The organism is Acidilobus sp. 7A (assembly GCF_003431325.1).
GTDB lineage: Archaea > Thermoproteota > Thermoprotei_A > Sulfolobales > Acidilobaceae > Acidilobus.
On record NZ_CP010515.1, the window covers coordinates 423,975 to 441,678 of the forward strand.

Below are 17,704 nucleotides of genomic sequence, written 5' to 3' on the forward strand. Positions count from 1 at the left end.
AAATCGCCTGCGTTAAACACGATGAGGGGCCTCTGTGATGAGGCCTCGCATCGCCGCTGAGTGACAGCAATGGAGAGGGGTGCAAGCCCTGAGGGGCCTCATGAACGTCCCGGTGACAAGGAGATAGCCAGGATAGTCCTGAAGCTGCTCAGGAACTACTGGCTCTACTTCACAAAGGCGAACGAAATTAACAGTGATGGAATAAGGCTTCTAGCCTCGGCGCTAAGGTACGCGAGGTCTGCTTCACCGCAGGTGCGGAGAGAGCTGAAGGTCTCTATCAAGGAGCGTACGTTAGAGAGCGTCGTCAAGCTCTCCCAGTCACTTAATATAGATGAGGAGCTGCTGAGGGAACTTCTCGAATTGGCCAGCTCTAGAAACCTTTACACCTATCTACATAATAATAACTCTCTCGGCGATAGCTCTTCCTCTTCACAGCTGAAGGGCTGAGCAATCATTATATCCAATGAAGTCTATAATGTCTTTTGAAGTGAAGATAGCGTTTGTGAGCGAGGTCGCCAGAGGCGTGAGCGTAGTTAGCTTATCAGCGACAACAGCCTCGAGGCACAGCTCTTACAGAAGCCAGCCGCTTCGTCCTCATTAACCTCTAAGCCACTGACATAGCACCCTATGACTTCCTTCGAGCCCCCTACTTCTAGCACTACAAGAGTGCAATCGCTTGAGAGCCTTACATAGCAGAGATTGACTCCATCATATCTTAATGTTTGGTCGCAGCTTACAGGGCGTTGGCCAATGTTTAGATTGACATCAACTATAAACGTCTTAGAGTGGCCTGTGTCTAACTTGACTACATAACTGCCTTCCCTGGTTGTGCCCTCTATTAGCATGAAGCGCGGCCTCACTCTGTGATGACGGGTGTTGCCAGCACTAGCTCTGAACCGCAGAACGGACAGCGGTACTTAAGTGACCTAGCGTCGGCCGCGCAGAAGTAGGCATCGAGGGTCTTCGCGCACTTTGGACACATGTAGACTGGCTCGAACCTCCTGCTGCCAGGCCTCTGGCCGCTTAAGTCCAGGAGTCTACCGCATATCCTGCACCTAACAGTGGTCCAGCCGAGGGTTCCCATGGCATTAACTCCTCTCATCTTTCCAACGGTCATTGTACTAGCCCTAACAGGCCTGGAGTGCTCAGACTTAAAACCTATCGTTACAACTCCTCACAGCAGAGGCAAGGTGCCCAAGATGCTGAGCAAACTGGCCATCTTGACGATAGCCCTCTTCATAGCAACTGCGGCCGTGGGCGCCGTAGGCATAACTTTTTATTACTCGTACAGGTCGACTTTGCTCACCCTGACCCAGCAAAGGCCTATAGGATCCTTGATGTCAAGGGTTTCTTTCCTGGAGTACAAGATCTACGACGCTTCAACGGGAGGCACTTACTTCGCTGCCCTGAGGACCTACTATAACCACACAGCCATAATCGAGCTAAGTAACTCTACGGGTCACATAATAGGCTATGTTGAGTTCGGTTATAACAGTACCAACATTACTTGGATTTACCTTGACATCGACGGACTTAAGCAGAATGCGAGCGGGAGCAATATAAGCTCCTACATAACCCCGCTTCTCACAAGCGCTGCGATATCTTACAACCCCTTTACTGGGGCCACGTCGTTGAGCGGCTTCCCAGGGCTGGGGCCTCTTCTTGGGCTCTCATATTTTAGCAACTACTATAACATAAACTGGAGGGAGTTGCTTAATGGCCAGCAGAGCGCCACCGACGCGTCCGTGGGCTATGTGTTCACCCCTGTTTCTTTCAACGGTAAAAACTATAGGGGTGTAGACATCACCATAGCGCCTCAGACCTCCTTCCTTGGCACAAGCGGGGCTTACAGCGTTAGCGCCAGCCTGATTAACCTTAACGGGGTTCCGGTGGCCACACAGATGGTAGTAAGCACTGGAGGGGCCAACTATATCTCGATGACTCTAATTAATATAACTACCACGTAATCATAAGTAGCTGGCCTTGGTACGGTGCGCCCAGTTTTGCTAAAGGCTGCGCACTAAGGAGATAGGGCCTTTGAGAAAACCCCATTAGGAGCTTATCTAGGTAACGGCTGCAGCTGAACGTACCTGGACCTGTTCTACGGATCTTTTATGCTGTGAGACGGTGTTAAGATCACAAACGAGTTCCTTAAAGCTGTTAGCTTAAAGGCGGACCCGGGGGGATTTGAACCCCCGACCATCGGCTTAGAGGGCCGACGCTCTGTCCTGGCTGAGCTACGGGTCCCTGACCTGACCTAGGAAGCACCGCTTAAAAACTTGGCAATTAGGGTTAAGACTTAATCTTGGCTCACCTAAGATGGCACCTACGCCCCGGTTGTAACTAAGAAAAAGCTACTTTATTTAGACGAGAAGTGTTAGCATCATAGAGCACAGGGGCCCTTGGAGCGAGCGCAAACCTCGTCTGAGCGCTAACCAGAGTTTAAAAAGCAATGAAAATCTCTAAACGACTTTAATGAAGAGCCCTTGAAGGCAAGAACCTGTTTCATCTGCTGAGTTCCCTAGCCTGCCGTAACATCGCATACGGCCCTTCTCAGCGATGCTCATAGCTGCTAGCTAAAGCTGTGAACGCCTTCCGCATCTGTTTCGAGCTTCATAGGTTCTTAAGGCTCATTATACCATCATGTCTATCGGCGGGATCCCCTGTGAGGGATGAAGGGCCTGGCGGCTCCCCCGAGGCTACTCAAGGTGTGAGGCCCCCGGGGTTTAACCCTGAGCGCCCCCAGGCCCGAGCGGGGCGCGGGGGAATAAGGATGAGGCTCTGACCGTAAAACAGTGTGAACTCATGTAGGAGCTGAACCCCGTTAGCTGCAGATAGCGTTCCTTGGCTACAACATCTTTTAAACCCGCAGCACTTCTAACATTCCCGCGTAAGGCCAAGGTGACAGGCTTGCCCCTGCAACAGGAGGCCCTGCTGGAGTCCATTAGCAGGTCGCTTTCGCTGTCGAAGAAGACTAAGTTCGAGCAGTCGGTTGAGCTCATTGTAACCCTAAGGGATTTTGACGTCAAGAGCCCTGAAGGCAGGCTTAGGGAGGTAGTGTTCCTACCTCACAAACCACCGAAGGAGCCCAATGTCTGTGTGGTAGCTGCCGGGGATCTGCTGCTGGAGGCCAAGAAGCTGGGCGTAACTGCTGTGTCAAGAGATGACCTAAACTCCATGCGCGGTGACAAGAAGAAGGCTAAGGCTATAGGTAGCTCCTGCGACTGGGTCCTAGTTCAGGCTGATCTCATGGGTCTCGTGGGCAGCGTCCTAGGGCCGGCTCTAGGGCCGAGAGGCAAGATACCGACGCCCATTCCTCCCAGAGCTAACTTAGAGGAGTTTGTGAATAACTACAAGAGGGCAGCATGGGTCAGAATTAGGGGACAGCCACAGATAATGAGCAGGGTCGGCACTACCTCCATGAAGCCTGAGGAGCTCGCTGATAATATAAATGCCGTGTTCTCTGTAATAGAGTCCAGAATAGGCTTGGCCAAGGTTGGAAGCATTTATATAAAGACTACTATGGGTACACCTGTGGAAGTGCCTGTGAGGTGAGCTAGACAATGGCAACAGCTGTCCAAAAAAAGATGGGAAGACCAGAACCGCCAGAGTACAAAAAACTAAGAGTAGAGGAGCTCGATGGACTACTCACTAAGAACAGATACGTCCTCTTCGCCGACCTTGAGGGACTACCGGCTAGGCAGCTGCAAATGATAAGAAAGGAGCTCCGCAACAAGGCTTTCATGGCGGTGGCTAAGAAGAACTTAATATACTTAGCGCTTGAAAAGCATGGACTAGATAGGAAGGCCCTTGAGCCTCACCTGAAGCACGGGGTCCTACTCATAGCCACTAACGAGAACCCGTTCCTCCTCACGCTGACAATAGACAGACTGAAGATGCCTGCGCCCGCTAAGCCTGGCCAGGCTGCTACCAAGGACATAGTGGTGCCGGAGGGGGACACGGGAATAAGGCCTGGCCCCATGGTAAGCGTCTTCGGTAAACTTAAGATACCCTATGAGGTCAGAAAGGGCACCATATACATAAAGAGCGACACTATGGTAGCTAAGAAGGGCGATGTTATAACTCCTGAGCTTGCTAGCCTACTCCAGCAGCTGGGCATACAGCCCATGGAAATAGGCCTCAACGTAGTCGCTGCATGGGACGGCAAGACGCTGATACCTGGCGACGTGCTGCACATTGACCTTGAGGCCATGAAGAACGATGTGATAACGTCCGAGAAGGAAATGACGCATCTGGCCAAGGAGGCAGGGTTCTTTGAGGTGCCTGAGGTCCTGCAGATTCTAGCCGTAGAGAGTGAGCTTGAGACAACAGCAGCTATTAGGGCAGCGAGTCTGCCGCTAGACTCCGAAACGACTAAGATAGCAGTGGAGCAGGCCGTCAGCGAAGAGAATGCGCTAGTCGTAGCTCTTGGCGATAAGGCTAAGGAGCTCGGGCTTGAGGCTATCCCAGCGGCCTCAGCGCAGGCGCCCGCCCAGCAGGGAGGGGAGCAGAAGGAGCAGAAGAAAGAGGAGAAGAAGGAGGAGGGCGGCGAGGTCGACATCGGTCAGGGCCTGGCCGGCCTCTTCGGCTAAACCTTAAAAACAGAAGGGATTTGTTACCTCAACTCCTAAGCTGCGCCACTGCGAAGTCAAGAATTCTTCTAGCGAGCACCTCCTTTCTATCAAGCCCTAAATCCACCACCTCATTCGTAAGCGCGTTGACAAGGACTATCCTGTCATATTCGCTTGCAAAGCCATAGGTGCCGATATTTATGGGGTTGGCAGCGACAAAGGTAGCTCCATATTTAGCGGCCTTCTCGACGGCAGACTTCACCAACTCCTCATCATTTGTTGAGACGTCGGCAGCAAACGATATAAGCACCTTAGGCCTCTTAGCTATAGCCTTTAACGTCTTCGGAGAGGGCTTAAGCGTTATTGAGTAGCTGGCGTCACTCTTCAGCTTGCCACTGTAAGGAGAATCTACCGTGAAGTCAAGGGGGGCCGCTGCGCCTATTATTACATCATAGGCCTTCTCAGATGTAAGCTCGCCGATTCTATCTGCCATCTCTTCCGTCGTCTCCACGTGGTAGGAGTTTATGAAGTGCGGTACCTCAACGTCCATGTGACCGTAAAGCAGATCCACCTCGGCCCCCCTCGCAAATGAGTCTATGGCGAGCTCCACACCCATTCTGCCTGAGCTTGGGTTTGAGACGAACCTAACAGAATCTATCCAGCTGCGAGTGGCTCCAGCTGTTATCAGGACCCTAAGCCCCTTCATATCAAAGCCTCTGAGTACAAATGATGTGAATGTGCGAGCGACAAGGTGGGGATCCGGGTACTTGGCTGCCGACTCAGACTCGCGAGGAGGTATTACAAGGGCGCCTAGTTCCCTCAGCCTCCTCACCGCATCCTGGTACTGGGGGCTCCTCTCCATGCCCTCGTGCATCGCTGGCACGACGCCCACGGGCTTTCCATAGCCCATTGCCGTTACAGCTGTAAGCACAACAGGGTTGTCAGCAATTCCGTAAGCTAACTTCACTAGAGACGAGTAGGTGGCTGGCGCTATTAGCACGGCTGAGCAACTGCGCGCCATCTCCACATGCTCGATATCACCGTCCACAGAAACTACGGGCCTGTTGCCGGTGGCCCAGTGGAACAGCTTGGGACTGACAAGTTCAGCGGCGGCCTTGGTCATTACTATGTGGACGTCAGCCCCCCTCCTCATCAACGATCTCGCAGTGTCAAGCGACCTATATATAGACGCACTGGCAGTGACACCGACTACGACGCAGCGGCCCGCCAGTTCCTTTGAGATCGAGCCTGTTATGTCGAGCGATGGGTGCCTGAAGCCCAACCTTACAGCCCGCTAGCCTAGAACCAATCAATTTTTTAAACTTAAGAGCGATTATGCCAGCGTGGTTTATGATTAAAATATAATAAAATATCTTATATCTTAAATATTTTATTCCTTTTGATTAACCATGCCTGGCCTGTGGAGCGACTGCACAAATCCTTAGGACCCACCGTTATTCTATATACTAACGGTATCTTACCGGCAGAACCCTGTATATGCAAAAATAAGCTATCTGTGCAGAGGCCTTTTCAGGCGCCTGTGCATGAAAGCCGAGGAGAAGGAGGGAGGCAGCGGCTTTTCCTACATAATTAGAAAGGCCACAGAGGAAGACATAGATCAAGTTATGGAGGTAAACCTGGCGAGCCTCCCGGAGAACTACTGGTACAGCTTCTACGTCCACGTCCTGAACGAGTGGGGCGATGCATTTCTGGTAGCGGAGAGCGAGGGCAAAATCATAGGTTACATTATGAATAGAGTTGAGGAGACTTATGACAATGTTCTCGTGGGCCTCGAGAGCGAGCTCCCTGAGGGGACGGGCAGGGAGGGAGGAAAGAGAGAAGGGCTTCTCGAGGCCTTAAGAAGAAGGTTCTCGGGGTCTGCGAGGGTCGGCCACGTCATCTCGATAGCTGTGCTCGCCGAGTACAGAAGGAGGGGCGTTGGGTCCGCGCTGATGAAGGAGGCTATAGATGTGCTCAGCAGCAAGTACGATGTTGACGCTGTCTACCTTGAGGTTAGGGTGTCCAATGAGCCAGCTATCAGGATGTATGAGAAGTTTGGCTTCAAGAAGGTCAGGATAATAAAGGGCTACTACAGGGATGGCGAGGATGCCTACGTCATGGTCAAGAGACTAAAGCCTGTAGTTGATGAAAAGTGATGCAGTTACACCGCCGCCTCAGAACCTCTAGGAAGCAAATGTCTTAGCTCGCGTAAGCTTGCCTATAAGGGGCCTGCTCTCCCGTAAGCCTTGCACGATATTGTTATGTCTGAGAGGCCGCCTCTCCGGCCTTCTTGCTCCTTTCCTTCCTTATCGTGGCCTCCGCCTCCTCTATGACCTTCTTGGCCTCCTCATCCACAGTTGCTAGCTCCCCCTCTTTTAGGTCCTCTGAGGCCGAGGGCTCAAAGCCCATCCAAACCCTTGAAAGCGCCTCTCCGGCCTCTGAGATTTCCCTTGTAATCCCAGGATCCAGGTAGTTGTACTCATACATCAGCTTCTTTACGACAGTAGCAACGGTTGCGATACCCTTCCAGTCGACCACGCCAGTTACAACAAGGGTCTCTATTCTGAGCGACAGCCTCTCCAATATGAGATCTAAGGTCTCCAAGGACTCCTCTACGGCCTTAGTCCCCTCGTCACCCTTAAGGCCCCTCATCCTCTCGAGGTCGCGCTTTAAACGTAGCCTGGCGCTCAGGAGCGACTTCTGGGCCTCCATAAGTTCATGAATTTGTCTGCTTTTAGTATCTTTAGGGCTTTGCTGCCTCCTGAAGAGCTTTGCCAATCGCTGCACCGGAGAGACTAGGGTGGACAAAGGGTTATATTTGATTCAAGTAAAATGACGTTTAACGACAAGCCTCGCCCTTCAGGGCGGGGAGGGGGTCGTCTTCTATACTCTTTGAACACCACAGGACCTGAAACACTGCGTGTGGCTAAGCCCTATGTGCCTTATGATATAACTTTTATTAATTAAAATAAATTAGAAAAATAATAAGAAAGACCTTATAGGCCCTCTTAAAAACTAGAAGAGCAGGAAGAACCATGAGCGAGGACCTAGAGAAGAAACTGCTGGTTGACAAGAGGACGCTCAAGGATGTCATAAATGAGCTCAAGCAGTGGAGCGCCCCAGCCACGGTTCTCCTAAGCCTCTATGTGCCGCCAGGAAGGCCCGTGAGTGACGTGGTCCAGATGCTAAGGGAGGAGCTGTCCCTGGCCGACAACATAAAGCTGAAACGAACGCGAAACGCCGTGAAGAGGGCCATAGCAGCCGCCATAGACAGGCTGACCGCGATCCCCAAGGTTCCTTCCAACGGTCTCGTCGCCTTCTGCGGCGAAAACCTCGACACGGGGGACTTCAAGTGTTACGTGTTCACTCCCCCTGACAAGGTGCCCGTGTTCTACTATAGGACTGACAAGAGGTTCGTGACGGAGATACTAGAGGACATGATTGAGAATGAGGACTCCGTCGGAGTCATAATAGTTGAGAGGGACCACGCCACCATAGGCCTCATAAAGGGGTCTCGAATACAGGTGCTTGAAGAGCTCGAGGACTTCATACCTGGCAAGCACATGATGGGAGGCCAGAGCCAGAGGAGGTATGACAGGATAATAGAGCAGATGGTTGACGACTTCATGAAGAAGATCGGCGAGAGAGCCAACGGGTACCTCCTGCCAATATATGAGGCGGGTAGGCTTAAGGCACTTATAATAGCTGGTCCAGGGTATGCCAAGTCTGACTTCATAAAGTCTGGCTACCTAGATTATCGCCTTCAGAAGATAGTTGACCCGCATCTAATAGACGTCTCCTATCAAGGTGAGGAGGGAATAAGGGAGGCCCTTGAGAAGGCCAGCGACGTTGTTCAGCTGTCACTATATAGGGATACAATCAACGCATTTGAGAACTTCAAGCTTAACCTCGCTAAGGGAACGGGCCTAGTTGTTTATGGACCTGACGACGTCGAGAAGGCGCTGGAAATGGGCGCCGTTTCAATGCTCCTAATACACGAAGATAGGCCTGACGTTGAGAAGTGGAGAGAGAAAGGCGAGTCGAATGGGGCAAAGGTCTACATAATACCTGAGTCCCTGCCTGAGGCTGAGTGGTTCATGAAGACGTTCGACGGGCTTGCGGGTCTCCTGAGGTTTAAGGTCAACCTTCAAACATAGCAGCGCAGCTCAAGGGCCCACTACGCTGGCCTCAGCGAGGGCTTCTATCCTCCGTTACCCTCTGTCTTATCAGTCCCGGACTTTAAGCGATGGCGAAAGGCATGGAACCTAATCCTCGGCTGATATCCTGCGTATCCTATCAACTCCACCTATATCCTCGATGAACTTAGCAACCGACGACGTCACGTACTCCTTCCACCTAGGATCGCCCCTAGCTATAAGGGCCCGTATCCTCTCGCCCCTCCACTCGTCTCTGTTAAACGTGGGCGGGCTTATGACCTCTACGCCGGCGTCTGAGAAGGCCTTGCCTATCACAGGATTCCTAGTCATTATCGCCTTAACCTTGGGTACATAGGACAAAACGTAGTAGGCACAGCCTATGCTAACCTCTAGGGTCTCTATAGTGGCCGTCACCAACCTGTCAAGGCTTATCCCCTCGTCCCTGGCCGAGAGTCTTGCCATCTCTATCCTTTCGCCGGCCGTGAAGGGGTTCCTCACGGTGTAGTTCTCTGATGCCATGCCAACTAGCACTACTACCTCGTCAAAGCCCTGAGACAGCGCCCACTTAACTAAACTCACGTGCCCTCTGTGAAACGGCTGGAACCTTCCGTAGAGGAGTACCCTCTCAGCCAAGTCCGCGACCCCTGCACACTCAAGAAGAAGAAATTAAAATAACCAATGCCCAAGCAGCCTGGGCTCAGAATTTGCGCCCATGGAGAAGGTCGTGGTATTACACCGAGGTTGGGGAGCCATACTCATGGATAATAGGCATAATCTCCGTTGTGATAGCTATGGCTGGCCTTAAGGCATTTAACATCCATACCTATGTTTCCCCGCAGAACTCCATAATTGTTGGCGTTGTAGTTGGCGTTGTAGTTCATGAAATGATGCACAGGAACGTCGCCCGCAGATATGGCATGAGGTCAAGCTACGTCACTAACTGGCTGGGCGTCATAATTACCTTGCTAACGGCCGTTCTTCCTATCAAGCTCATAGCTCCAGGGTACACGAAGGTCTACAGCTATGGCTTCTCTGAAAGCAGGAGAGGTATACTTTACTCCGTCGCTGCTGGCCCCGCCTCAAACATAGTTATGAGCCTTGTGACCCTAGTTGTGGGTGTTATACTTAAGGTCTTCAGCACGCTTCCCGCGCTCGCATTCACTTCAATCTGGTTGCTTAACTTTTCGTATGTTAACTTCTACATCGCGCTCTTTAACCTCCTGCCGATTCCTCCCCTTGATGGCTATAAGGTGCTTAGGCTGGCCGTCTCACTCTGGCTGCTGATGTTCTTTACATCCCTTGCCTTGTTCATAGTTACTCTGTTACTAGTCTAAACGTACCGGAGGCCCTGACATGCAAGGAGATTGCAAGCGCCAACCCCAGGCTCATCATTGTCGTGCTTTCTTGCGCAACAATATGCTAGGGTTTTAACTTCCTGGCCCTCTTTAACCCGAGGTGAGGCTTCGTGTCCCTGACCCCAGATGACACCGAGCCAGGCAAAGAAGACGGCAAAAGACGATGGGTCCTTAAGATGATTAAGAGCGCTAAAAGCCAACACAAGTTGTGCCCATACTATGATAAGAAGACTCAGGTCTGCTTCTTAATGGTAACTATGAACAACCAGCAGGTCAAGTGCGACAGGGAGGGCAGGTTTGACGGGTGCCCCACTTTCACAGGCTTTTTGGAGAGGATTTATGATGAATACACCGCTAAAAAGAAAGTTCTTCCGAACAGCTTCCAGGACATTATCTGGGGCATAACGTCACTTTAGTGCCAAGGCTCCACTACGAGCTCCTAGCCCTCACCTAAAGGCCCTGAGGCCCCTGGATTAGAAACTCTGCTCAGGCTACTCATGGTATAAAGTCAATATCAAAACACGAGTGCGAATAGTTCACTCCGCATCGTTAAGGTTGTCAGAGGCCCCCTCTAGCTCAGACCCGCCGCTGAGCTCCTCCTGCCAGTACTCCTCTGAGCCGAGGAGCTCCGTTAGATAGAAGTAGCCCTGCTTGTCCATAGTAACAACGTCGTTCCTCAGGAGCTCGTTTAGGGCATATCTTATCTTATCCTCGCTGGCTAAGCCCGAAAGATACCTATGAAAGTCCTTGACAGACATCCTTCCATTACGGCGAAGTAGGTTTACCAGGATCTCCTTTAGCTCCTCCTCATTGGGAGCCGTATAGACAATAACGTCGTTATCCTCATAGATTCTTGAAAGTTCATCGGCTATGGAGTACTCTTCCTCCGACCTACCCCTCCCGTCGCTCATATCTCAATACACCTCCTACCTTATTAGCAGCGGATACCTATAAGTTAACTTGTTTTCTAGTATAGAGGGAAATTAGTTAAACTGTTACAAAGTATGAAAAGCGCAACATTTAATATAACAGCTTACGTGTTGGGCCTTTCTAGGGAGCCTTCTAATATTAAGCGGGCTTAGCTCCAGGATTTGCCCTTCTCATCAATGAGTAAAGCAGTAGCGAGGCCTCGGCACTGCTGCCAGCTCTGTATGAGAGCCCCCTTATGTAGATAGGCCTCCCCAGGGAGAGCTCCTGGGGCGTGAATGGGGAGTCGGAGCCGTTGAACACCAGAAGAACGTTCTCACCCAGCTTGGTGACGTCATCCGAAAGGGGGTCTATGAGATCCTGCGCATGCTCCTTGTCTACTAGGAGCACCTGAAAGCCCCTGTAGACCTCTGCCACATCACTCAGCTCAGGAAGAACTACAAGGCCCTTGCCGGACTTGAGTAGAAGCCTGTAGGCCTCTGCTATGCCAGATTGGGCGGCCGCGCCGTAAACCTTCGTAGTTACCAGCACGTCCATACCTAGGCTAAGCACGACCTTAGCCATATCAACCAGCTTCTGAACGCTGGAAGTGTTATGTAAAACGGGCACGACCCTCAAGTCCCATCCCCGCTAGAGCTGGTAGCTCAGGTCCCCGGGTATCCTTGGCGCGAAGCCTGCTATCTCCTTCACAGGCTCTTCCAGACCCCTAACAAGCTCCTCTATGGGGTCCGCCGCCTGAAGTGGATCGTTCGCGCTTACGGAGACCTGCCTCCTGCTGCCCCCCTCATATATGGAGGCAGTCAGGGCGCCCTTCTCAAGCTCCTTCCTGCCTATGTAAAGTATGACCGCCGGCTTGGCCCCTGACTCAATGAGTCTCACGTCACCCGAGAGCGAGGTCCTCGTGGTCTCCACGTAGCCTGACCTGAACCCCTTTGCTATCAGCGAGCGGTGGAGTGAGGATGCAAAGTCGATGACCTTCTGATCAAAATTGTCGCCAGCCTTTATCGCAACTACGGCGAACTGTAAGGGGGCCAGCACGAATGGAAGCCTGCCCTTGTAGTTCTCCAGGTAAGCGCCCAGGAACCTCTCTATGGACCCTATCAGCGCGCGGTGTATTATGTAGACGTCCTCGCTGCCGTGGAGCTCCTTGACGGCCTCATAAATCTTGAACCTCCTTGGAAGGTTAAAGTCAAACTGTATTGTGCCAAGCTGCCACTCCTTGCTCTCCTGCCCTGAGCCAAGCCTTACCAGGACGTCTATCTTGGGTCCATAGAAGGCTGCCTCACCCTCGGCGGCGACGTACTTAAGCCCGTACTTCTTAGCTATATTGTCCAGGGCACCCCTTAGGAACTCCTCAGCGTTCTCCCACTCCTCCCTGGTACCCATGAACTCCGTGCCTATCTTGCTCTTATCTGAGAGGCTCAGCCTTAGGGTCACGGTGTTGGGGTTCATATCTATGTTGAAGAGCTTAGAGTATATTGTGACCATCTCCTCGAACACGGAGGTCACGACGTTGACTGCGTCCTTGCCAAAGGTTATTATGTGCGCGTCGTCCTGCGTGAAGCTCCTTGACCTCAGCAGCCCGTAGACGCTGCCGCTGGGCTCGAGTCTGTGAACTCTGCCCACCTCGAACACTTTGAAGGGCAGGGACACCTTGTTGCGGCGCCTGGTCAGCTCGCTTAGAAATATCAGTATGTGGAAGGGACAGTTCATCGGCTTCACAGCGTAGTCTCTGTCCTCAAGCCTGAACACAAACATGTTCTGTCTGTAATAGCCCATGTGTCCAGAGAGCTCGAAAAGGGCACCGCTGCTCACTATAGGGGTCTCAGCTATAAAGTACCCTCGTCTTGCGTGAAAGTTTATAAGTACCTGGGAGAGCGCGGCCCTCAGGTAGCCCCCGCCTATGGTGAAGAGCGGTATGCCATGACCGAGCAGCGAGCCCACGTCAGTCCCAAGCACCGGTATTGCAAGGTCAGGCCTAACGGCCACGTCTAGTTCCTGCGCGTAGTCCATGTGGTCCTTCTCTTGGCTCAAGCCGCGTCATCACCCTAGCCCTAGGAACATTGAAGCTTTAAAAGTTCCTCTGAACCATGGGCTTGCCCACCTCCTTGACGTTCAAGGTTTCCTTCTCCATGGCTACCGTTACTGCTATCGCCAGACCCAGCGGGCCCAGAGAGGAGACGAGGCCGTAAAGTAGACCTGTCAGTGGTCTCCTAAAAACTAGAGAAACTAGGACTGCAGCTGCTATAGAGGCGCCTGTATAGATGACTTCACTGATGAATAGCTCGCCTACCAGCGCGTTTAATGGCACTATGGACTGAAGGGCCAGCCCTACGGACGCCGAAGCCAGGGGTATTGGGTAGGGGGCACCAGCGCCTACGCTAAGGTGGTGCGCCCCTCTTTGTCCCCTAAGAGTGATAATTACATATATCATGATGGCTGTCAGGGAACCTGCCACAAAAGAGGCGAGGCCCACTAACAGGTAGCTTAAGGAGGAGGACGCAGAGAGCGGCACAAGTGATATTATGAGACCTGCGTACGGCGTCCCCGTAACGACGGTCGTAACGGAGACGCTAACCACTATTAAAACTATTTCGGCTATAAATGTAGCTACAAGATAGACAAAGCCCCCAAGCGTTGTTGGCGGCTTCCCAAAAGGCTTAGCAATCAGGAGCGTAAGGGCCTCGACCAGGGCCGCAGCCACTGCCACTGAGGTTGCCTTGACCTCGCTCATAGCAAATCTTCTCAGCCTACCACAGCTCCTATGTTGCGGTATAAGCGATTAAAACCTATCAGGCGTTGGAGATAAAGGTGCGTCGCTTGAAGCTACAGCCAAAGATAAGTGAGACCAGGTGGGACGTCAACAAGGAGCTGGAGCTCCTTGACATATGGCGAAAGGAGGCCCTGTCGTCGTCCGGTTCAGCGGAGTGGCGCGACAAGGAGGTGCTAGTGATAGACACGCCGCCGCCCTACGCCAGCGGCAAGTGGCACGTGGGGGGAGCAGCCCACTACGCGCAGATAGACATGATCGCCAGGTACTTTAGGTTAAAGGGTTACTACGTGCTGGTCCCCTTCTACGCCGACAGAAACGGCCTCCCAGTGGAGGTTCAGGTGGAGAAGTCCTACGGTATAAACGCTAAGGACATGGCATCAACTCCTGGGGGCAGGAGGAAGTTCCTTGAACTCTGCAGGGAGTACCTTGACAGGGCCGAGGGGGACCTGGTCGGCGTGTGGACTAGGCTAGGCTGCTCCTTTGAGTACTGGCGTGAGGGGACTGACAGCCCTAAGTACAGGACCCTGACGCAGAGGACCTTCATAGAGCTGTTCAGGAGGGGCCTTATCTACGAGGCTGAGAGGCCCGTAAGGTGGTGCCCGCGCTGCGGCACAACGCTGGCTGAGGCTGAAATAGAGTACGAGGAGAGGGATGACTTCTTGTACTATATAAAGTACAGGCTCGCCGACGCTGGGGAGGAGCTGGTCGTTGCCACCTCTAGGCCTGAGCTCCTGCCCGCCTGCGCTGCACTAGCATATAACCCGCAGGACAGCAGGTACAGGGGCCTGGCGGGCAGGAAGGCCATAGCACCCCTCTTCGGCAACGAGGTTATCATTGTTGAACATCCGGGCGTCGACATGAACTTCGGCACCGGGCTTGAGATGATCTGCAGCTACGGCGATGAGGACGACGTGAGGCTATTCAGGGAGCTTAACTTGAAGCCGAAGGTTATAATTAATGAGAAGGGGGTCATGACTCAGGACGCGGGCTTCCTCGCAGGCCTGAGCGTAGAGGAGGCCCGCAGGAAGGTCGCAGAGGAGTTGGAGAAGCAGGGCCTATTAGTGAAGAAAGAGAGGATCAGGCATAGCGTGCCGATATGCTGGAGGTGCAAGACGCCGCTTCAGATAATAAACAGATCGGAGATCTTCCTCAGGCAACTTGACCTGAGGGAGCAGTTGAGGGAGCTTATAAATAAGCTTGACATGAGGCCCGAGTTCCACAAGAAGAAGCTCTTGCAGTGGCTTGACGCAATAGCGATGGACTGGCCCATATCAAGGGACCGCTACTACGGCACCGAGATACCCCTGTGGCGCTGCACCAAGTGCGGCTCGCTCCTGGTGCCAGAGCCTGGAAGGTACTATAGGCCATGGGAGGAGCAGCCGCCCTGGGACAGGTGTCCCGTCTGCGGCGCCCCCAAGGAGTACCTTAAGGGTGAGACCCGCGTCTTCGACACGTGGTTCGACTCCAGCATATCCATGCTCTACGCGACCAAGTGGATGGAGGACCCTGAGTTCTTCAGGAAGGCGTCCTCTAGCGTCCTGAGGCCGCAGGGCGAAGACATAATAAGGACGTGGCTTTACTACTCACTCCTAAGGGTCTACCAGCTCACGGGGAAGTCAGCTTTCAGATGGGTAAGGATAACCGGCATGGGGCTCGACCCTAAGGGCAGACCCATGCACAAGAGCCTTGGCAACGTTATAGACCCAGACCCCATAATAGCTAAGTACGGCGCTGACGCCTTCCGCTTCTGGGCAGCCTCGTCAGCGAGGCTGGGCTACGACTACAGGTATGACGAAAAGAAGGTCGTAACCGGCAGGAACTTTGCAACTAAGCTGTGGAACCTTGCTAGGTTCATATCATCCTTCCCGGAGCCGCAGGAGGCCAAGCTGAGGCGCATAGACAGCGCCTTCCTGGCCCTCGCGCAGAAGTACATAGATGCGGCCATCAGCGGATATGAGAACCTAGACGTGTACGAGCCTGCTGTGCAGCTCTACGAGCTGGCCTGGAATGTCTTCGCGTCACACTATGTCGAGCTAGTCAAGGACAGGGCCTACTCTGAGAGCTACCCTGAGGAGGAGAGGGCGTCGGCCTGGTACACGCTGCACAGGATTTACAGGTCCATCATAGTCCTCCTCTCGCCGATAATGCCCTTCGTCACGGACTTCATATATAGACAGCTCTACGACAGAAGCGTGCACTCAGAGAGGCTGCCGGGCAAGCTCTTAGAGGGACCTGACGTGGACCAGCTGGCGGAGGACGCAAGGCTAATAATGAGCGTCAACAATGCCGTGTGGGCCTACAAAAAGTCCAAGGGGCTTAAGCTCAGCGAGCCCCTGGAGGGCTCGACAGTAATGATACCTGCGAGGCTGGCCTCCTACATTGAGGACCTGCGGTCATTCCACAAGGTCAACTTTAATACCTACGTCGATGAGAGACCGACAGGAACGGAGATAGGGCCCGGCATTTATATAACCTCTGCCCAATAAGGCCCTTAAGTCCTCAGGGCTTTAGTCTAACTTTGACAGGTCGCCGATGGGCGTTTCTTTTGACACCCTGGACTTCGTTCTCTGACGTAAGCCTGTTGTAATGGGCTGTTATGAACAACCTGCGTGCAGAGCTTTAGTTCCGATACGTGCATAACTGAGTGGGACCCATTCATGATAACCGTAGTGGGAGGCGCCGGAAGGGTAGGAGTCACAACAGGCGCCATGATACTTCTTAGGGACCTGGACGATGTGATGCTTATAGACATAAAGCCCAATGCGCCTCAGGGTGAGGCGCTGGACCTGAATCACATGACCGCGGTCCTAGGCATCTCAAGGAGGGCCTACGGCTCCAACGACTACAAGGACATGGCGGGATCTGACGTAGTTATAGTTACGGCTGGCTTCCCAAGGAAGGCTGGTCAGACCAGGGAGGAACTGCTCAAGGTAAACGCTGACGTCATGAAGCAGGTAGCCGACAACATAAAGGAGTACGCGCCTAACTCGAAGGTCCTGGTCCTCACGAATCCCTCGGACGCCATGACCTATGTCATGTATAAGAAGTTGGGCTTCCCGAGGGAGAGGGTGATAGGCTTCAGCGGCATCCTAGACTCGCCAAGGCTGGCCTACTACGCCTCCGTCAAGCTTAACATATCGGCTGCCTCAATACAGCCTATAGTCCTCGGTATGCATGGCGAGAATATGTTCCCAGCGCCTAGGCTCTCCACTGTTGGCGGCGTTCCTCTGACCTCGCTCATGAGCCAGAAGGACATAGACGAGATAGTGAAGCAGACCATAAACGCGGGCGCCGATATAATAAAGCTGAGGGGCTACAGCAGCAACTGGGCCCCTGCGGCCGGCCTGGCCCTGATGGCTGAGGCCATAAAGAAGGACCAGCGCAAGGTCTACATAGTTAGCGCCTACCTCAATGGCGAGTACGGCTATCGCGATGTAATAGCTGAGGTGCCAGCCGTCCTCGGGCGCAACGGGATCGAGAAGATACTTGAGCTCCCGCTCAACGAGGAGGAGAAGAAAGGTCTCGACAAGAGCATCAGCGCGGTCAGGGACCTGATTAACGCCCTTCCGCCAGAGTACAAGTGAAGGTCCTATTTTAACAGCCCTTTATTTATCGCCTAATATCGTTTTTAAGGCCTCTCCGCGAGGCGTAATCTAGGTAAGGCGAGCCGAGTTGGCCTCCAGCGCTCAGCTTCCTAAGAAGGTGTTCTACGTTAACATATTTCAGCTGAACTACAGGCCCTCGTCCCAATGCGAGTTCTTCGAATCCTACGACATCGGAGGGTCCTACATTGCCTACTGTAAGGTCCTCGAGAGCTACATAGCGAGATCAAAGGTGCGCAAGTGCGAGATATCATACCAGGACTGTCCATACAGGAGGGTTGGACTCAAGGCCCTCACTCCCGGCTGAGGCCCTACTGCT

The 17,704-nt window shown here is 53.0% G+C and carries 19 protein-coding genes and 1 tRNA gene; 11 read left to right on the top strand and 9 right to left on the bottom strand.

What is annotated here, in order from left to right:
- Nucleotides 1–69 precede the first annotated feature (69 nt).
- A complete protein-coding gene (locus tag SE86_RS02170; protein ID WP_117354092.1) occupies nucleotides 70–447 on the top strand; it encodes a hypothetical protein in 378 nt (125 codons plus the stop codon).
- A gap of 409 nt (nucleotides 448–856) precedes the next feature.
- Here the strand turns inward: SE86_RS02170 and SE86_RS02175 are convergent, their stop codons facing one another.
- Entirely contained in the window at nucleotides 857–1,117 is a 261-nt protein-coding gene (locus SE86_RS02175) for a hypothetical protein (RefSeq protein ID WP_117354093.1), read from the bottom strand.
- Between the two features lie 82 nt (nucleotides 1,118–1,199).
- Here SE86_RS02175 and SE86_RS02180 point away from each other — a divergent pair, with 82 nt between their 5' ends.
- Entirely contained in the window at nucleotides 1,200–1,967 is a 768-nt protein-coding gene (locus SE86_RS02180) for a hypothetical protein (protein WP_148666745.1), read from the top strand.
- A gap of 205 nt (nucleotides 1,968–2,172) precedes the next feature.
- On the opposite strand, the gene SE86_RS02185 is transcribed toward SE86_RS02180, so the two are convergent.
- A tRNA-Arg gene (locus SE86_RS02185) sits at nucleotides 2,173–2,247 on the bottom strand.
- A 654-nt stretch (nucleotides 2,248–2,901) separates the two neighbouring features.
- On the opposite strand from SE86_RS02185, the gene SE86_RS02190 reads away from it, so the two are divergent.
- Together SE86_RS02190 and SE86_RS02195 are read left to right on the top strand one after the other, a co-directional pair.
- Complete coding sequence (locus SE86_RS02190) at nucleotides 2,902–3,555, top strand: 50S ribosomal protein L1 (protein WP_236747343.1); 654 nt, start codon at nucleotides 2,902–2,904, stop codon at nucleotides 3,553–3,555.
- A 32-nt stretch (nucleotides 3,556–3,587) separates the two neighbouring features.
- Nucleotides 3,588–4,592 carry a 50S ribosomal protein L10 gene (locus SE86_RS02195; RefSeq protein WP_211096667.1) on the top strand — a complete coding sequence of 335 codons (1,005 nt, stop codon included), beginning with the start codon at nucleotides 3,588–3,590 and terminating at the stop codon, nucleotides 4,590–4,592.
- A 28-nt stretch (nucleotides 4,593–4,620) separates the two neighbouring features.
- Here SE86_RS02195 and coaBC read toward each other — a convergent pair whose 3' ends face one another.
- The gene (coaBC, locus tag SE86_RS02200; protein ID WP_117354097.1) at nucleotides 4,621–5,853 is read right to left on the bottom strand and encodes a bifunctional phosphopantothenoylcysteine decarboxylase/phosphopantothenate--cysteine ligase CoaBC; all 1,233 of its coding nucleotides are present in this window, start codon (nucleotides 5,851–5,853) and stop codon (nucleotides 4,621–4,623) included.
- Between the two features lie 262 nt (nucleotides 5,854–6,115).
- Here coaBC and SE86_RS02205 point away from each other — a divergent pair, with 262 nt between their 5' ends.
- Nucleotides 6,116–6,727, top strand: a complete 612-nt coding sequence (locus SE86_RS02205; protein WP_117354098.1) for an N-acetyltransferase — start codon at nucleotides 6,116–6,118, stop codon at nucleotides 6,725–6,727.
- A 103-nt stretch (nucleotides 6,728–6,830) separates the two neighbouring features.
- Here the strand turns inward: SE86_RS02205 and SE86_RS02210 are convergent, their stop codons facing one another.
- The gene (locus SE86_RS02210; RefSeq protein WP_158543079.1) at nucleotides 6,831–7,349 is read right to left on the bottom strand and encodes a hypothetical protein; all 519 of its coding nucleotides are present in this window, start codon (nucleotides 7,347–7,349) and stop codon (nucleotides 6,831–6,833) included.
- 257 nt (nucleotides 7,350–7,606) lie between these two features.
- Here SE86_RS02210 and prf1 point away from each other — a divergent pair, with 257 nt between their 5' ends.
- Nucleotides 7,607–8,728, top strand: coding sequence for a peptide chain release factor aRF-1 (prf1, locus tag SE86_RS02215; RefSeq protein WP_174221331.1), 1,122 nt, complete (start codon nucleotides 7,607–7,609; stop codon nucleotides 8,726–8,728).
- Nucleotides 8,729–8,836: 108 nt separating this feature from the next.
- Here the strand turns inward: prf1 and SE86_RS02220 are convergent, their stop codons facing one another.
- Nucleotides 8,837–9,361, bottom strand: coding sequence for a nicotinamide-nucleotide adenylyltransferase (locus SE86_RS02220; protein WP_117354100.1), 525 nt, complete (start codon nucleotides 9,359–9,361; stop codon nucleotides 8,837–8,839).
- 71 nt (nucleotides 9,362–9,432) lie between these two features.
- Here SE86_RS02220 and SE86_RS02225 point away from each other — a divergent pair, with 71 nt between their 5' ends.
- Nucleotides 9,433–10,062, top strand: coding sequence for a site-2 protease family protein (locus tag SE86_RS02225; RefSeq protein ID WP_117354101.1), 630 nt, complete (start codon nucleotides 9,433–9,435; stop codon nucleotides 10,060–10,062).
- A gap of 131 nt (nucleotides 10,063–10,193) precedes the next feature.
- Nucleotides 10,194–10,499: a hypothetical protein gene (locus tag SE86_RS02230; RefSeq protein WP_117354102.1), complete on the top strand. Its 306-nt coding sequence runs from the start codon at nucleotides 10,194–10,196 to the stop codon at nucleotides 10,497–10,499.
- 120 nt (nucleotides 10,500–10,619) lie between these two features.
- Here the strand turns inward: SE86_RS02230 and SE86_RS08115 are convergent, their stop codons facing one another.
- The 4 genes from SE86_RS08115 to SE86_RS02250 form a co-directional block, all read right to left on the bottom strand.
- A complete protein-coding gene (locus SE86_RS08115; RefSeq protein WP_211096668.1) occupies nucleotides 10,620–10,994 on the bottom strand; it encodes a hypothetical protein in 375 nt (124 codons plus the stop codon).
- A gap of 157 nt (nucleotides 10,995–11,151) precedes the next feature.
- Nucleotides 11,152–11,619 carry a RecB-family nuclease gene (locus tag SE86_RS02240; RefSeq protein WP_236747351.1) on the bottom strand — a complete coding sequence of 156 codons (468 nt, stop codon included), beginning with the start codon at nucleotides 11,617–11,619 and terminating at the stop codon, nucleotides 11,152–11,154.
- 21 nt (nucleotides 11,620–11,640) lie between these two features.
- Nucleotides 11,641–13,044, bottom strand: coding sequence for an aminoacyl--tRNA ligase-related protein (locus SE86_RS02245; protein WP_117354103.1), 1,404 nt, complete (start codon nucleotides 13,042–13,044; stop codon nucleotides 11,641–11,643).
- Nucleotides 13,045–13,081: 37 nt separating this feature from the next.
- Nucleotides 13,082–13,744, bottom strand: a complete 663-nt coding sequence (locus SE86_RS02250) for a hypothetical protein (protein ID WP_117354104.1) — start codon at nucleotides 13,742–13,744, stop codon at nucleotides 13,082–13,084.
- A gap of 86 nt (nucleotides 13,745–13,830) precedes the next feature.
- Here SE86_RS02250 and SE86_RS02255 point away from each other — a divergent pair, with 86 nt between their 5' ends.
- The 3 genes from SE86_RS02255 to SE86_RS02265 all read left to right on the top strand — a co-directional run bounded on the left by SE86_RS02255 (nucleotide 13,831) and on the right by SE86_RS02265 (nucleotide 17,692).
- Nucleotides 13,831–16,269, top strand: coding sequence for a valine--tRNA ligase (locus tag SE86_RS02255; RefSeq protein WP_117354105.1), 2,439 nt, complete (start codon nucleotides 13,831–13,833; stop codon nucleotides 16,267–16,269).
- A gap of 171 nt (nucleotides 16,270–16,440) precedes the next feature.
- Complete coding sequence (locus tag SE86_RS02260; RefSeq protein ID WP_117355055.1) at nucleotides 16,441–17,367, top strand: malate dehydrogenase; 927 nt, start codon at nucleotides 16,441–16,443, stop codon at nucleotides 17,365–17,367.
- 88 nt (nucleotides 17,368–17,455) lie between these two features.
- A complete protein-coding gene (locus tag SE86_RS02265) occupies nucleotides 17,456–17,692 on the top strand; it encodes a hypothetical protein (RefSeq protein WP_117354106.1) in 237 nt (78 codons plus the stop codon).
- The last annotated feature ends 12 nt before the right edge of the window (nucleotides 17,693–17,704 follow it).

Excerpts from the sequence above, each read along its gene's own strand:
- prf1 (WP_174221331.1), top strand. The coding sequence starts at position 7,607 with ATGAGCGAGGACCTAGAGAAGAAACTGCTGGTTGACAAGAGGACGCTC.
- SE86_RS02175 (WP_117354093.1), bottom strand. The coding sequence starts at position 1,117 with ATGACCGTTGGAAAGATGAGAGGAGTTAATGCCATGGGAACCCTCGGC.
- SE86_RS02195 (WP_211096667.1), top strand. The coding sequence starts at position 3,588 with ATGGGAAGACCAGAACCGCCAGAGTACAAAAAACTAAGAGTAGAGGAG.
- SE86_RS08115 (WP_211096668.1), bottom strand. The coding sequence starts at position 10,994 with ATGAGCGACGGGAGGGGTAGGTCGGAGGAAGAGTACTCCATAGCCGAT.
- SE86_RS02170 (WP_117354092.1), top strand. The coding sequence starts at position 70 with ATGGAGAGGGGTGCAAGCCCTGAGGGGCCTCATGAACGTCCCGGTGAC.
- SE86_RS02180 (WP_148666745.1), top strand. The coding sequence starts at position 1,200 with ATGCTGAGCAAACTGGCCATCTTGACGATAGCCCTCTTCATAGCAACT.
- SE86_RS02260 (WP_117355055.1), top strand. The coding sequence starts at position 16,441 with ATGATAACCGTAGTGGGAGGCGCCGGAAGGGTAGGAGTCACAACAGGC.
- SE86_RS02250 (WP_117354104.1), bottom strand. The coding sequence starts at position 13,744 with ATGAGCGAGGTCAAGGCAACCTCAGTGGCAGTGGCTGCGGCCCTGGTC.
- SE86_RS02205 (WP_117354098.1), top strand. The coding sequence starts at position 6,116 with ATGAAAGCCGAGGAGAAGGAGGGAGGCAGCGGCTTTTCCTACATAATT.